The 14,265-nt window shown below is 57.7% G+C and carries 13 protein-coding genes; 9 read left to right on the top strand and 4 right to left on the bottom strand.

What is annotated here, in order from left to right:
- Positions 1 to 51: 51 nt before the first annotated feature.
- Both DTF_RS0109575 and DTF_RS0109565 read right to left on the bottom strand, forming a co-directional pair.
- Positions 52 to 1,203 (bottom strand): aminotransferase class V-fold PLP-dependent enzyme, encoded by a 1,152-nt coding sequence (locus DTF_RS0109575; protein WP_027715144.1) that lies wholly within the window; start codon positions 1,201 to 1,203, stop codon positions 52 to 54.
- Between the two features lie 201 nt (positions 1,204 to 1,404).
- Entirely contained in the window at positions 1,405 to 2,439 is a 1,035-nt protein-coding gene (locus DTF_RS0109565; RefSeq protein WP_027715143.1) for a sensor domain-containing diguanylate cyclase, read from the bottom strand.
- Between the two features lie 266 nt (positions 2,440 to 2,705).
- Here DTF_RS0109565 and DTF_RS0109560 point away from each other — a divergent pair, with 266 nt between their 5' ends.
- The 4 genes from DTF_RS0109560 to DTF_RS26075 all read left to right on the top strand — a co-directional run bounded on the left by DTF_RS0109560 (position 2,706) and on the right by DTF_RS26075 (position 7,410).
- A complete protein-coding gene (locus DTF_RS0109560; RefSeq protein WP_051361197.1) occupies positions 2,706 to 4,955 on the top strand; it encodes a vitamin B12-dependent ribonucleotide reductase in 2,250 nt (749 codons plus the stop codon).
- A 197-nt stretch (positions 4,956 to 5,152) separates the two neighbouring features.
- A complete protein-coding gene (locus tag DTF_RS0109555) occupies positions 5,153 to 6,298 on the top strand; it encodes a DNA adenine methylase (protein ID WP_226989257.1) in 1,146 nt (381 codons plus the stop codon).
- Positions 6,299 to 7,156 (top strand): DpnII family type II restriction endonuclease, encoded by an 858-nt coding sequence (locus DTF_RS0109550; protein WP_027715140.1) that lies wholly within the window; start codon positions 6,299 to 6,301, stop codon positions 7,154 to 7,156.
- On the top strand, positions 7,153 to 7,410 hold the full coding sequence (locus tag DTF_RS26075) for a helix-turn-helix transcriptional regulator (RefSeq protein ID WP_226989255.1): 258 nt from the start codon (positions 7,153 to 7,155) through the stop codon (positions 7,408 to 7,410). Before DTF_RS0109550 ends, DTF_RS26075 begins: the two co-directional genes overlap by 4 nt.
- Positions 7,411 to 7,609: 199 nt before the next feature.
- On the opposite strand, the gene DTF_RS0109540 is transcribed toward DTF_RS26075, so the two are convergent.
- A complete protein-coding gene (locus DTF_RS0109540) occupies positions 7,610 to 8,362 on the bottom strand; it encodes a DUF4197 domain-containing protein (RefSeq protein WP_035056439.1) in 753 nt (250 codons plus the stop codon).
- 625 nt (positions 8,363 to 8,987) lie between these two features.
- On the opposite strand from DTF_RS0109540, the gene pdxH reads away from it, so the two are divergent.
- The 5 genes from pdxH to DTF_RS26845 all read left to right on the top strand — a co-directional run bounded on the left by pdxH (position 8,988) and on the right by DTF_RS26845 (position 11,910).
- The gene (pdxH, locus tag DTF_RS0109530) at positions 8,988 to 9,608 is read left to right on the top strand and encodes a pyridoxamine 5'-phosphate oxidase (RefSeq protein ID WP_027715138.1); all 621 of its coding nucleotides are present in this window, start codon (positions 8,988 to 8,990) and stop codon (positions 9,606 to 9,608) included.
- A gap of 91 nt (positions 9,609 to 9,699) precedes the next feature.
- On the top strand, positions 9,700 to 9,984 hold the full coding sequence (locus tag DTF_RS0109525; protein WP_027715137.1) for a type II toxin-antitoxin system Phd/YefM family antitoxin: 285 nt from the start codon (positions 9,700 to 9,702) through the stop codon (positions 9,982 to 9,984).
- A complete protein-coding gene (locus DTF_RS0109520) occupies positions 9,981 to 10,361 on the top strand; it encodes a type II toxin-antitoxin system RelE/ParE family toxin (RefSeq protein ID WP_027715136.1) in 381 nt (126 codons plus the stop codon). The genes DTF_RS0109525 and DTF_RS0109520 overlap by 4 nt, the downstream gene beginning before the upstream one ends.
- Before the next feature lie 121 nt (positions 10,362 to 10,482).
- Positions 10,483 to 11,523 (top strand): tyrosine-protein phosphatase, encoded by a 1,041-nt coding sequence (locus DTF_RS27180; RefSeq protein ID WP_226989253.1) that lies wholly within the window; start codon positions 10,483 to 10,485, stop codon positions 11,521 to 11,523.
- A gap of 81 nt (positions 11,524 to 11,604) precedes the next feature.
- Positions 11,605 to 11,910 carry a hypothetical protein gene (locus tag DTF_RS26845; RefSeq protein WP_027715135.1) on the top strand — a complete coding sequence of 102 codons (306 nt, stop codon included), beginning with the start codon at positions 11,605 to 11,607 and terminating at the stop codon, positions 11,908 to 11,910.
- Positions 11,911 to 12,131: 221 nt separating this feature from the next.
- On the opposite strand, the gene DTF_RS22885 is transcribed toward DTF_RS26845, so the two are convergent.
- Positions 12,132 to 14,087 carry a hypothetical protein gene (locus DTF_RS22885; protein ID WP_226989252.1) on the bottom strand — a complete coding sequence of 652 codons (1,956 nt, stop codon included), beginning with the start codon at positions 14,085 to 14,087 and terminating at the stop codon, positions 12,132 to 12,134.
- Positions 14,088 to 14,265 lie beyond the last annotated feature (178 nt).

Here is a 14,265-nt window from a genome sequence, read left to right as displayed (position 1 = left end):
ATGAGCGACTGTTCCCAAGCCGATCATGCGGTGTTTTCTTAAGATTACCCTTCAAGCCGGAAAATGGGAAGAGAGAGAAGACAGGGCTGCCACCAGATGATCTATTTCCCTGGAAGTGGTGAAAAATCCAGGGCTGACCCGAACCGTCCCGCGGGGAAAGGTGCCAATGGTGCGATGCGCATCCGGAGCGCAATGAAGTCCAACCCTGGCGAAGATATCGTGGTCACGGTCGAGAATAAAACCGACCTCGGAAGGATCGATCCCTTCCATATTGAAGGAAAGGGCGCCCCCATGGAAGCGGGGATCGAGAGGGCCATAGATGCTGCAGCCGGGAATCTCACGCAGGCCCTGAATGAGCCTGGCCATCAGCTCCTGTTCATGGGCCCTTACGGCCGCTATCCCCTCCTCCTTCAGAAAATCGATGCCGGCCTTCAACCCGGCGATGCCAGGCGTGTTGAGCGTGCCGCTTTCCAGCCGCTCCGGCATCGTCTCGGGGGGCAGTTCTGAATGGGAATTGCCGCCTGTGCCCCCGTAAATCAGCGGTATCGGCTTCAAACCCTCCCGGACATACAGGAACCCCGTCCCCTGGGGCCCCAGCAGTCCCTTGTGACCGGGAACCGCGAGGAGATCGATTCCCATCGCCTCGACGTCGATGGCGAAAAAACCCGCGCTCTGGGCGGCGTCGACAAGAAAAAGGATCCCCTCCCGGCGGCACCAGGGACCGACTTCCTCGATGGGCTGAAGAGTGCCGGTCACGTTGGAGCAGTGGGTGAGGACGACCATGCGGGTTTTTTCGGCGCAAGCCCGGCGAATGGCAAGGGGGTCGATAAATCCGCGCCGGTCGGCGGGGACCTTGACCACCTCGATGCCCCGTTCCTGAAGAGTCCGCAGGGGACGGGTGACGGAATTGTGCTCCATCGTGGAGGTCACCACCCGATCGCCGGGCTGCAGAAGACCGAAAAGGGCGATATTGATGGCTTCCGTCGCGCTTCCAGTGAAGGCGATCCGAGATGCATCGGCGATGGAAAAAAAATCGGCTGCGGCTTCCCGGGCCGAAAAAACCAGACGGCTGGCATCCACGGCGAGGCGGTGTCCGCCACGGCCCGGATTAGCCCCGATAAATCGCTGGGTCTGATCCACGGCGCGATAAACGGATTCCGGCTTTGGGAAGGAGGTTGCCGCATTATCGAGATATATCGTCATAATTAAAAAAACCGTATGGAAAACCGACGCTTCTCAACCCCTCCATGTCTTTTCAGCTCCGGCTGCGCCGCCCGACAGACGGCCGAAAATTATCACCGATCTTGAGGTTTGGCAACCTAAATTTCCCGATCTCGCAGAGGAGCAGAACTCAGGAAGATCAGACACATATATTCATCGGCTTCGATGTCCGTCGGCATTCGTTCAGGAGGGCAGGTGATGAATCTTGTTCTTTCCCTGCTCCTTGGCCTGGAAAAGAAGTTCGTCGACGGTCTTAAGCAGGTTCTCGGCACTATCGCCGTCGCTGGGATATGAAGCCACCCCTGCGCTGACCGTCACCCCCGACTTGACCGCTCCGTGCAGATCTGGAACGGAATCGGACTCAATGACCCGGCGGATGCGTTCGGCCGCCACCAACGCCTCGTCAATGGAGGTTTCGGGGAGAATGACCACAAACTCTTCCCCCCCGTAACGGAAGGCCAGATCGCTCTCGCGAGAGAGATCCCGCAGGATACCTGCCACGGTCGTCAGCACCTTGTCCCCGGCGGGATGGCCATAGGTGTCGTTGAACTTCTTGAAATCGTCCACATCGAGCATGATCAGAGAAAGAGGGTTCCCGTAGCGCTTCGTCCGGGATATCTCATCCTTGAGCATCTTTTTGAACTGGCGATGATTGTACAGTCCCGTCAGACCGTCGGTGCAGGCCATATGGACGGTTTGCTGGTGAAGGCGGGCGTTGTCGATGCTCATGGTGGCAAACGAGCCGAGAATCGACAGCAGCTGCAGCAGTGGCTTGGAAAACCGCCGCGGAACAAAATCGTTGAGATAGAGGATCCCCACGATTTTCTTCTGTATCTGAAGGGGAGCGGCAATCAGGCATCTGATCCCTTCATCGAGTGCCAAGGGATTGTTGAAGAATGCGGCCTCGGAGGTGTCCTCGACAACCAGGGGCTCCCCCGCCTCCAGTATCCGATGGGTGAGTCCCCCTTTTTTGACTTGCCAGCGGCCCCTGGAAGTGAATGTGGGGCTCAGTCCCTCATGGGCATGGAGAGTCAGGTTCCGTGACTCCTCCTCATAAAGAGCGATGCTGCCGGCCGGCATGTCCATGATCCCCATGGCGCTGCACAGGATGTTCTGCAGCACCTCATCGAGCTCCAACGACGAGACCACGACCTGGGCCACAGTCAGAATGGCGCGCAACCCTTTTGCTTCCTCTTCGAAAAGTTCAAGCTGGGCCATGGCGATAAACCGACCTTCCCTTTGAGATATTCAATTAAAATTAATGTCGAATAATAAAATGAATGAGAACCCGTGTAAAGGTGATTTGATCCTTTTAGCGCTCAGCGACTATGACGTTTACTTTTTCTGCAAGAAACAGGCCCCCCCCAAATATCCATAGAATCCTTGACAGCACGACATATTGTGTTTTAAATTCTGAACCACCACATGATATAGGCATCTCCTTCTAAAATCAACATTCAATAAAATGGAGTAATTTCACCACCATGAGCGCCAAAAAACTATCAACAGCCTTGCAGACTCCGTCCGAAGCCGCCCTTCCCCTCTCCAAAAACTCCTTGACCGTCCTCGAACGCCGCTATCTGAAGCGGGACAGCGAAGGCAAGGTACTTGAAAACGCTGTCGACATGTTCCGCCGGGTGGCCGAATCCATCGCCGCCGCTGAGGACCGGCTGAAAACCGGCAACGACGCCCAGGCTCTCTCCGGAGAGTTCTACCGGATGATGACTTCGCTGGAGTTTCTCCCGAACTCCCCCACCCTGATGAACGCCGGCCGCGAGCTGGGGCAGCTCAGCGCCTGCTTCGTGCTCCCCATCGGCGATTCGATGGAGGAGATCTTCGAATCGATCAAGCAGACGGCGCTGATCCACAAGAGCGGCGGCGGCACAGGCTTCTCCTTCTCCCGCATCCGCCCGGCAAATGACGTGGTGATGTCGACCAAAGGCGTCTCCTCCGGTCCGCTCTCCTTCATGAAGGTCTTCGACGCCGCCACCGAGACGATCAAGCAGGGCGGTACCCGCCGCGGCGCCAACATGGGTATCCTGCGGGTCGACCATCCTGACGTGATGGACTTCATCATGGCCAAGCGCGACCAGAACGTGCTGACCAACTTCAACATCTCCGTCGGGCTCACCGAGGCCTTCATGGAGGCGGTGGATGCCGACGGCGAGTACGACATCGTCAGCCCCCGTACCGGCGAGGCGCTGAAGAGGATGCCGGCGCGCAAGGTCTTCGAGCACATCGTCGATCTGGCCTGGACCAACGGCGAGCCGGGGATCATCTTCCTCGACCGTCTGAACCGCGACAACCCCACCCCCCACGTTGGTGAGATAGAGGCGACCAACCCCTGCGGCGAGCAGCCCCTGCTCCCCTACGAGAGCTGCAACCTCGGCTCCATCAACCTGGCGAAAATGGTGGACGAGAAGGGAGAGCTCGACTGGAACAAGCTGAAGGAGGTCGTGCGCCTGGCCTCCCGCTTCCTCGACAACGTTATCGAGGTCAACAACTATCCCATCCCGCAGATCGACGAGATGACCCGCGCAAACCGCAAGGTGGGGCTGGGGGTGATGGGCTGGGCCGATCTGCTGATCCTCCTCGACATCCCCTACGACAGCGCCGAGGCGGTCCAGCTCGGCGAAAAGATGATGAAGTTCATCACCGAAGAGGCCCGGCAGGCCTCCATCGAACTCGGCGAGGAGCGCGGCGCCTTCCCCAACTTCACCGGCAGCGTCTTCGACAAAAAAGGGGCCAAACCGGTGCGCAACGCCACCAGCACCACCATCGCACCCACCGGAACCATCTCCATCATCGCCAACACTTCCAGCGGCATCGAGCCCCTCTTCGCCGTCTCCTACGTGCGCCAGGTGCTCGACAACGACATCCTGCTCGAAGTGCATCCCCTCTTCGAGAAGATCGCCAAAGAGCGGGGCTTCTACTCCCCCGAGCTGATGAAGCTCATCGCCGAGCACGGCACGGTGCAGGGAATCGACGAGATCCCCGAGGACGTGCGCCGCATCTTCGTCACCTCCCACGACATCACCCCCGAGGACCACATCCGGATGCAGGCGGCCTTCCAGAAGCACACCGACAACGCCGTCTCCAAGACCGTCAACTTCTGCAATACCGCCACGAAGGAAGACGTCTCCACCGTCTATCGCCTCGCCTACAAGAAGGGGTGCAAAGGGGTAACCATCTACCGCGACGGCTCCCGCGACATGCAGGTGCTCTCGGTAGGCAAGAAAGAGGAGAAGAAGGACGAGAAGATCGTCCCCATGGAGTCGCACAAGGCCGGCAAGAAGCGTGAGCGGCCCCGGGCCCTCAAGGGCTCCACCTACCAGATGGAGACCGGCTGCGGCCCTCTCTACGTCACCATCAACGAGGACAACCAGGGGCTCTTCGAGCTCTTCACCACCATGGGCAAAGCCGGAGGCTGCGCCGCCAGCCAGTGCGAGGCCATCGGCCGCCTCGTCTCCCTGGCCTGGCGCAGCGGCGTGCAGGCCCGGCAGGCGGTCAAGCAGATGATCGGCATCACCTGCCACAAGCCCGCCGGCTTCGGCGACAACCGCATCACCTCCTGCGCCGACGCCGTGGCCAAGGCGATCCAGATGCACATGTTCCACGAGGAGGACGTCGCCCACACCCAGGCCGGCGGCGCCTGCCCCGAGTGCGGGGGGCCGGTGGAGCATGAGGGTGGATGCTGCGTGTGTCATGCTTGCGGGTATAGTGAGTGTGCTTGATTTGAGATGACGAACGGCCTCCCCCGGGAGGCCGTTTGCTTTTGTGCTTTGGCCGGGGAAGATGGAATGATATAAATATGCTGGGGGTCCAGACTGTTCATTATCATAATGAACAAGATGTATGACGTATTCTGACATAGAGTTCCAGCAGACTCATTCCATTCGAATAAACCCTCTGAGTAAATCAAAGGCAATAAATGTCTTCATCCAATCCCACTCCCTATTGCAATGATTCCGCCCCAGAAGCAGACGGCCGTTTCATCGTGGCGGAACCGATCCCCGAACCGGACCAGGCAAAGCTGTTCGACCTGGGATTTCCCGCCAAGGCGGGAGATTTCCCGCAAATCCGCTTCATGGGGAGCAAATACCGGCTTCTCCCCTGGATTCATACCGTTCTGTCCGACCTGACATTCGAGAGTGCCGCCGATGCCTTTTCGGGCTCCGGCTGTATCGGCTACATGTTCAAGTCCATGGGCAAGCGGGTGGCCTCCAATGACTTCCTCAACCTCGGCACGACTCTGGCCAAGGCCTTGATCGAGAATCCCGGCCGTCAGCTTTCAAATGGAAGCCTGGAAATGCTTCTAGAAACGGACAAGGACCACGAACGATTCATCGAGAAGACTTTCTCGGGAATTTTCTACACGCCGAAGGATCTTCACTTCCTCGATCAAACCTCCTGGAACATCCGGAAATTGACCGACCCTCACGAGCAGGCCATCGCCCGCGCCGCCCTCATACGATCCTGCGCCAAGCGCCAGCCCCGTGGGGTTTTCACCATCTCCGGCGACCTGGATCATTACAAGGACGGCCGGCGCGATTTGAAGCTGAGCCTGCGGGAGCATTTTCTGGAGCAGGTACAGGTTTACAACGCCGCCGCCTTCGACAATGGGCAGCGGAACTCGGCCCATTGCGGCGACGTCTTCGACTGGCAGTTGCCTGAACCGCCGGATCTGGTTTACATGGACCCTCCCTACGTGCCGCGCGCCGACGACAACTGTTACATGAAGCGCTACCACTTCCTGGAGGGGCTTTCCTGCTACTGGGAAGGCAAGACGATCATGCCGGATACGAAGGTGAAGAAGATCGAAAAACCCTTCACTCCCTTCTCCTATCGCAAGAACGCCATCGACGCCTTTGATAGCATGTTCCGCAAATTCGCCGACAGCACTCTTGTCCTCTCCTACTCCTCCAACGGCTATCCCGACCTCGCCGTTCTGCACCGCCTCATGCGCAAGTACAAGCGCACGGTGGAAGTCTTCGAGCGCGCGCATCGCTACCACTTCGGAACCCATCAGGCCGTGAAACGAGCCCAGGTCAAGGAATACCTCATCATCGGAGTCTGAATGAAACGCTACCGGCAAACCCTGGACGAAATCCTTGAGCACCTGTCTCCCGTCGAGGCCAGCTGGCGCGACGATCATGCCGATGCGGTGATCCGGGAGCTGGAAGACTTTCCCGTCAAAACCGCCTACACCCGTAACGACCTGATCGGAATGTTCGATTTGGATACCACCAATCGGAAGCGCTTCGATGCTGACCTGACGGTGGTTCGTCTGTTTCTGGACATGTCCAAGGACGAGTTCACCGCCGAATTGAGGGACCGGCTCGGCAAGGGAATAGGCATCAAGAAAGCTCTTCAGAACTCAGATCAATTCTTTGGCGCACTTGAGGAGTTGGGGCTGCTGGACCGGATTGCTGCAGCGGTGAACCGGCCCTTAGTTTGGAGCGATTTGATGGTGGAACGTCTCAAGGGCGGTCGCGGAAGCGCCATCAAGGGACAGCGCCGTGGTCGCTTCCTGGAGGATTTCGTCGAGGGGAAGATCATCCGCGTCTTCGGAGAAAACGCCTACGACCTTCGCTGCAGCTTTCTCGGCGCCACTGGAATCAGCTCCGAAAAAGCGGATTTCGCCATTCCTAACCGCAAGGATCCGGCCATTCTGGTAGAAGCCAAAGCATACGGCGCCACCGGCAGCAAGCAGACGGACGTCTTGGGCGACATCAGCCGGATCGTCACTGAGAAACGGCATGACACTCATTTCCTGCTGGTAACGGACGGGATCACATGGCGGGAGCGTACCAGCGACTTGGGGAAACTGGTGGAATTGCAAAACGTCGGCAGGATCACACGGATCTATACGCAGTCGATGGGGGAGCAGTTGGAGGAAGATTTAAGGCAGTTGAAAAGGGAGCACGGGTTGTGAACAGAGATCATGACCAAATCCGAATTACCGTCGCCGAGGTCTTTCCTGAATATCTCGGCAGTAAGTCGCATGTGGCCTTGCGCGCCTACCGCACTCGCGAGGACCTGACCCAGAAGGAACTATCGGCACGTACAGGCATCCCGCAGCATCACATCAGCGAGATGGAGAACGGCAAGCGCCCCATCGGCAAGGAGCGGGCTCGGATGCTTGCCGAGGCGTTGGGGGTGGGGGATTGGCGGATGCTGGTGAATTAAGCTGCCCGCTGGATTCTTCCCATTCGTGAATAAGCTACAAAACTTACCAACGTCCCCACTGACGCGACGGACATTCCCGGTCGAAGCTGGAAATGTCACTGTGCCTGATGCCGTGGCGGTTGGCCATCCGTGGCAGCAGTCCGAGGAATTTTTCTGCCCTGGCAACCGGCAGGAGTGAGGGGTGTGGCATAAGGCACCTCTATTTCGAGCCGAAGACGGTTTTGAGCAACTCGGTAGTGCGCTTGGCCGGATCCATCCGGATGGCGGCCTCCTCCTCGGCCAGATAGTGGAAAATGCCATTCATTCCCTGCTCGACGACATAGCCGGTCAGGTCGGTCCTGACGTCGGGGACAAAAGGAACGTTCCGGTATTTCCCCATGACGTTGTCGTAGGCCTGCACAGCCCCTGTCTGATCGAGCGTCTGGTCCACAATCGGCCGCATTTCCTCCCCGAGCGGCACAGACATCTTTTTCTGGAAATAGCGGGTTGCCGCATCCGGCGGTCCGTTGTAAATCCCCATCACATCATCGAGAGTCATCTGCTCGATAGCCGTCCAGAAGAGCCCCTTCGCCTTCGGGGTCGCCTGTTCGGCGGCGCGGTTCAGCTTCAATTCCAGATCGTCGAGCAGATAGGCCATGCCGAGCGGTTTGAGGGTCGTCTGAACGGTTTGAAGGCTTTTTGGCAGCGGGATATGGATGGCCGGGTCGGCAGCAAAGCCGTCGGGACGGCCGAGTTTGCCGACGACATTTTCGCTTCCGACCCGCAGGGCCTCCTTGAGTCCGGCAGCGACCTGGGAGGTGGTGACGGCGTTGGACCCCTTTTCGGGCATACCGAACAGCTCCCGCCCTCTCTGCAGCCAATCGGTCTGGGACCATGAAGGCGACGGCAAGAGCAGGGTTGCAATGGCGATGATTGCGGCGACTTTTATCCAATCGTTATTCCGTAGGGACATGATAACCTCACTGGCACCGGAGTTCCTTCTGAATGTTCAGAGTATAGCCGCCAAACGGGACTTTTCATGGGTAATCTCCGAATCTTTTTTGTTCTTTCATGAGCAAAAATGAGATGATATAAAAACTGAGAAACAAGTGCTTTACGGATAAATCAACAGGATAAACCAACATTGTCGGGTCTTCGCTTTAACATCAAATGACAGAATTTTTGTCAGCGTGCAGACCTGACATTCTTACTTTCTTGGAATCAAGGTTTGAGAGAGCCTCTCCCAAAAAAACATTATTGAACGAATGGCAACCAGATTATGGATAACGGCAGGAGGAACGGCGTGCAGAAAGTGTTGAACGACTTGGAGGAGGCCGGAATCCTGAACGGGGAGCAGACAGGATGGGGCAGTTCCAGGGACACCTTACTTAATTATCAGATGTCAGAATCTCGGATGTCTCGGGTCGGACCAAGCTAAGTGCCTGAGAAAAAATCCAGTGTCAAGTCTACACCTTGACATCAAGCAATAGAATATTGTGTACCCTGTAGGGCTTGGTATTTCCGGGGACATAATCCCAGTATCCACAAATGAAGGAATCCTGCCCCCCCTCTCCCCCTTTATAGAGGCTCTTGATAGTATGAAAAATTGGCCGAGGACACCGCTGCTCCGGAATAGCTTGGAACCCAATCCAATCTCGCAGTTTATCAGGTGGCTTCGTGAAGCCGAGCAGGCCGAAGTCCCGCTTCCAAATGCCATGACGCTCGCCACTTCGAGCCGACAGGGAAAGCCATCGGCCCGGGTCGTACTGCTCAAGGAGGTTGATGAGCGCGGTTTTGTCTTTTTCACCAACTACGAGAGTCGAAAAGCACAGGAACTACGGGAAAATCCATTGGCTTCTCTCGTGTTCTGCTGGCTGCCTTTATCCCGTCAGGTTCGGGTCGAAGGGATTGTGGAACAATCGGGTGCCGCCGAATCCGATCTTTACTTTTCCGGCCGACCCAGGGGTTATCAACTCGGCGCCCATGCTTCGCCCCAGAGCGAGATCATCAGAGACCGTTCTTCCCTGGAAAAGCGGTTCAAGGATCTGACCCGGAAATTTGAAGGGCAGGACGTTCCCCGCCCCCTTCATTGGGGCGGCTACCGAGTCGTCCCCGGAGTGATGGAGTTCTGGCAGGAAGGGGAAAACCGCCTCCATGACAGGTTGCGCTATCGGCGTGACGAGGCAGGAAACTGGGTGATAGAGCGCCTGGCCCCATGAATCGTTTTTCTCTGGGGGACGAATTCGGCCATTGCCGAAGCTGCATCAATAGTTTAATCTATTGGTGTAACTTTCAACCCAAGGAGACATCATGTCGATCACCAGCAAGGACATCGTCCCTCTCAAGGAGATGCGGGCCCGGCTGACAGAACTGGCCGAAGACGCCTGCCGGGGGCGCGAGAAGATCATCACCCGCAACGGCAAAGCCTATGTCGCCCTTATCGACGCCCGGCGACTCGACTACTATCACCGCCTGGAGCGCGAAAATATCCATCTCACCCTTCTGGAAGAGGCGAGCCGCGGCTGGGATGACGTCGAAAAGGGAGATCTGCTGTCGGTGGCTGAGCTCAAGGCGCGCTACGGCCGCGAAGAATGAGAAAAGCCGTCATCCGGGTTACCCGCCACTTCGCTGAGAATCTCGACGCCATCAAGGAGTTCCTGCTCGAAGCCGACGCACCGGGGGCCTTTTCGGCGCTGCTCGACGACCTCTTCGAAGAGAGCATCCCCGCCCTCGAACGCTATCCAGAACTTGGAACCGACTTCTTCCGCCGCCGAGCGTCCTCCCGTGAAGCCTCCGAGTTGGAATCCGCTCTTCGGAAACGCCTTGGTTCCCAGACCGCCCTGAGCGAACTGATCCGCGGCGACTACCTCATCCTCTACGCCCGGCGCGACAACGATCTCTACCTGCTGGCTATCAAGCACCACCGGCAACTCTCCTTCGATTTTCCGGAGTTTTGGGAAGAAACTTTTTAACCTTTTTCGCGTCACCCTTTCTGGACCTGAATTCAGGCCCTAATGTGGTTCTCTTACAGTTCAGCTGTCCCAGCCCCCACTACCGTAGGTACAAAGAATGTCTCACCTGCTCGGAATTTTCATGGAACTCTTACGATCCCTGACCCGCCTTTTGCTGCGCCCCATGACCCCTGTGCTGTTGGCGGCCATGCTGCTGACGGGTTCCGCCACTTTCGCTGCCACCGAAATCCACCCCTTCAGCAGCGACGGCTGCAGCCTCTTCCCCGACGGCACCCTCAACGACCGCACCAGGTGGTGCGACTGCTGTTTCAGCCATGATATGGCCTACTGGCAGGGGGGAAGCGAAGCGGAGCGCCTTGCGACGGACGAAGCCCTGCGCGGCTGCGTCCAGGAGCGGACTGGCGATGCGACCCTGGCGCAAGCCATGTATCTCGGCGTTCGCGCCGGCGGCATCCCGGCCTTTCCCGCCTGGTACCGCTGGGGCTACGGCTGGGACTACGGACGTGGCTACAAGGAACTGAACGCGATCGAGAAGGAGCAGGTCAAGCGGCAGCTCCAGGCCTATGCGGAGGACCATCCGCAAAACTACTGCCAGGACGACCAGGCTGAACAGGACGGACGCCCCTCCGCCTGGGCGAGCCCCCTCCCCTCCGCGCAGCTTAAGAACTTCTACCGCCTCGACTCCAAGGTCTACCGGGCGGCGCAGCCCAGCGCCGTGGGGTTCGCCGAGCTCAAGGCGCTCGGCATCAGCAATGTCCTCAACCTGCGCGAACACCACATCGACAGCGGCGAGGAAACCGCGGGGATGAACCTCTTCCGGGTGCCGATGGCGGCCGGATCCGTCACCACCGACCAGGTCATTGCGGCGCTTCGCATCATCAGCAACAGCGACGGACCGATCCTGATCCACTGCTGGCACGGCTCCGACCGCACAGGTCTGGTCAGCGCCATGTACCGGATCGTCTTCCAAGGGTGGGAGAAGGAAGCTGCCATCCTCGAATTGACCGATGGCGGCTACGGTTACCACGCCTTCTTTTACGGCAACATCCCGAAGCTCATTCGCGCGGCCGATATCGCGGCGATCAGAAAGGCGGTCCTGGCGCCGGAGATAAAACAACAGGATAAAACAGCAGTGTCAGGTCTACTCCTTGACATCAAATGACAGAATTTTTGTCAATGTGTAGACCTGACACTCTAACTTACTCTTATCTATACCGTTAAATTGCAACCATGAGGTCTGAAGGTGAATATTTTTAGAGGCGTAGCGATTATCTCAACCCAAGTGCCATTGATCCTTTTTGTCGGCGCTAAATTTGATTTGATTTTCGGATTTAATCGTATGGATTCAGGATTTGGACTTATTGTTTTTCTGTTTGTATTTATTCCTCTTCTAAACCTGTTCTGGTTTATCATCGAAGTCATACGATCTTTTAAATTCTCGAGGCACCAGAGTAGAGCAGCAGCCTTCTTAATGCCGTTTATTGCCGCTTCCTTTCTTATAGAGTCCATCGCTATAGACCTCTATATTGCATCACATGCGAGAATGTAATTTAATCCCTATTGAAGCCCATGAACAGGAATGTTTACCTGGGGTGGGACAGGTTGTCCAGAGGATGAGAAAAAATACGGACCTCCCTAAATTAAAGTAGCGGGGTCAAGGAAGCGACCTTACTCTTATCAGATTCTCTGAATAGACGAAAGCCACCCGGAACTCCAGGTGGCTTTCGCATTCATCGATCAATCTAGGTTCGATTGCCCGGGTAGGTGCAATCACTTATTACCACGACCCTTGCCTCCGCCTTTGCCACCTTTGGCCGCTGGATCGTAGATCACGTTGCGGTAAGCGGTGCTGACATTGCCCGCCTCATCGGTGGCGGTGACGGCGATCGCATACTGTTTGGCGGCGTCGAAGGTGAGCCGCTGTTGGAATCGGCCGCTTTTGACAGCCGGGGTATAGGTAATGCCGTCCATGGTTATGGAGATGGTGGGAGTTCCGACGCCGTCAGCGACCGTCCCACTGATGTTCAGGAAGGGTTTACCGGTGGTGATGTCCTGTTCAGGGCTGGTCACCGCGACGGAAATCTGGGCGACCTCGTAGGTTATTGTCCGCTTGGCGCTGGAGGTGTTGCCGGCCAGGTCGGTGGCGTCGATGTCGATGGTGTTGACACCCGGCTGCAGGTAAACGGTAACGCTGAAGTCGTTTCCGGTCATGGGTGCGACCTGGGGCGTATCGTCGTTGGCCTTGACGAAGACCGTGCCGGTTTCACTGATATTGCCGCTGACAACGACGAACGCCTGGTTGGTGGTGCTGTTATCGCCAGGGTTCGAGACAGTGATGACCGGTGCACTCGGATCGTAAGTGACGGTCCGGTTGTCTGTTTGCTGGGTGCCGAGGGAATCGGTGGCGACCACCGTGATGGTGTTGATCCCTTCGACAAGCACCAGGGCGGTGCTGAAGGAGCCGTCCGCATTGACAGTTACCGCCTGGCCATTGACCGTGACGGACTCGATGCCGTCAGGGTCGCTGGCGTTGCCGCTGAGATTGAGCGTGTCCTGGTTGGTGCGGGTGCCGTCGGCCAGGGTGGAAATCGTCAGCGTGGGCGGGGTGGTGACAGCGAGGGTAATCTGCACCGTGGCGCTCTTAGTGGCCGAAATGTTACCCGCCGCATCCTTGGCCCAGGCGTAGAAGGTGACGCTCCCTTCGGCAGGAGCAGTGACGCTGGAGGGAGCGGAGGCGCTCCAACCGGAGGCCGAGGCAGCCGGCTTGGTGGAGCTTGTGGTCACCAGATAGCCGGTGACGCCGACGTTGTCGCTGGCGCTCAGGGAGGTGACCGGCACGGTCAGGCTGGTGGCGGTCGCCGGCAAGGTGAAGGTGCCGACCACCGGAGCAGTGGTGTCGGGCAGGGTGATCTTCACCGTGGCGCTCTTGGCGGCCGAGACATTGCCCGCCGCATCCTTGGCCCAGGCGTAGAAGGTGACGCTCCCTTCGGCAGGAGCAGTGACGCTGGAGGGAGCGGAGGCGCTCCAACCGGAGGCCGAGGCGGCCGGCTTGGTGGAGCTTGTAGTCACCAGATAGCCGGTGACGCCAACGTTGTCGCTGGCGCTCAGGGAGGTGACCGGCACGGTCAGGCTGGTGGCGGTCGCCGGCAGGGTGAAGGTGCCGACCACCGGAGTGGTGGTGTCGGCCGGAGCCACGACGGTAAAGGAGTTGGTGTTTACCGCAACCTCGCCGTGGGAGCTGGCATTCATATTGTTGGTATCAAAGTTGTTCCCGAACCAGGCCGCCTTCCAGGTGTAGGTGCCCGGTGTCGTCGGGGCCGCCGCACTCAGAACGGCAGGATAGGTGGCCGCATGCCCGAAGCCGCTGGCGTTGTCGTTCGAAATGGCAACCTGCTTGTTGTTCTGATCATACAGGACGGCCCGGAACCAGCCTTTTTGGTTGCCGCCGCTTATGGTCACCGAGACCGTCTCACCAGGGGCATATGACGCCTTGTCGGTCGTTCCCTTCAACGATTTCGGGCCGTGGTGATGACAGCCGTTGCAGGTGTTGGTTGTTGCCGCGACATGGCAGCTGCCGCAATTGCTCGAGTAGAATGAGGAGTACGCCTGGGCTTCCGTCCCCCAGAATTGAAATGCCACGAAGGCGATGGCAATCAAAAAAAGTACTGATGCTCTGTGGATCAAGCTCATTTCTGTCGCTGCTGTTGCTGTTTTCGAGCTTTCCATTCCGATTCTCCTTCGGTTAGCGGTTGCGACGGTTACCCCTTTCCCGGCAACCTTCCCGAACGGCTGGTCATTCGCCGAGAACGGGCAAATTCAGTAGGAAAGGGGACTGGTTAGTCTGCCAAATAACAAAAAAGGGCGCCCATCATCATAAAACCGAAGATGAGCACCCTTGTTGTTG

Source organism: Desulfuromonas sp. TF (genome assembly GCF_000472285.1).
Lineage (GTDB): Bacteria > Desulfobacterota > Desulfuromonadia > Desulfuromonadales > ATBO01 > ATBO01.
This window is presented reverse-complemented; position numbering and strand designations above follow the sequence as displayed.

Coding starts and splice junctions, on each gene's coding strand:
- DTF_RS0109525 (WP_027715137.1), top strand. CDS start 9,700: ATGTCGATCACCAGCAAGGACATCGTCCCTCTCAAGGAGATGCGGGCC.
- DTF_RS0109550 (WP_027715140.1), top strand. CDS start 6,299: ATGAAACGCTACCGGCAAACCCTGGACGAAATCCTTGAGCACCTGTCT.
- DTF_RS0109560 (WP_051361197.1), top strand. CDS start 2,706: ATGAGCGCCAAAAAACTATCAACAGCCTTGCAGACTCCGTCCGAAGCC.
- DTF_RS22885 (WP_226989252.1), bottom strand. CDS start 14,087: ATGGAAAGCTCGAAAACAGCAACAGCAGCGACAGAAATGAGCTTGATC.
- DTF_RS0109555 (WP_226989257.1), top strand. CDS start 5,153: ATGTCTTCATCCAATCCCACTCCCTATTGCAATGATTCCGCCCCAGAA.
- DTF_RS0109565 (WP_027715143.1), bottom strand. CDS start 2,439: ATGGCCCAGCTTGAACTTTTCGAAGAGGAAGCAAAAGGGTTGCGCGCC.
- DTF_RS0109540 (WP_035056439.1), bottom strand. CDS start 8,362: ATGTCCCTACGGAATAACGATTGGATAAAAGTCGCCGCAATCATCGCC.
- DTF_RS0109575 (WP_027715144.1), bottom strand. CDS start 1,203: ATGACGATATATCTCGATAATGCGGCAACCTCCTTCCCAAAGCCGGAA.
- pdxH (WP_027715138.1), top strand. CDS start 8,988: ATGAAAAATTGGCCGAGGACACCGCTGCTCCGGAATAGCTTGGAACCC.
- DTF_RS27180 (WP_226989253.1), top strand. CDS start 10,483: ATGGAACTCTTACGATCCCTGACCCGCCTTTTGCTGCGCCCCATGACC.
- DTF_RS0109520 (WP_027715136.1), top strand. CDS start 9,981: ATGAGAAAAGCCGTCATCCGGGTTACCCGCCACTTCGCTGAGAATCTC.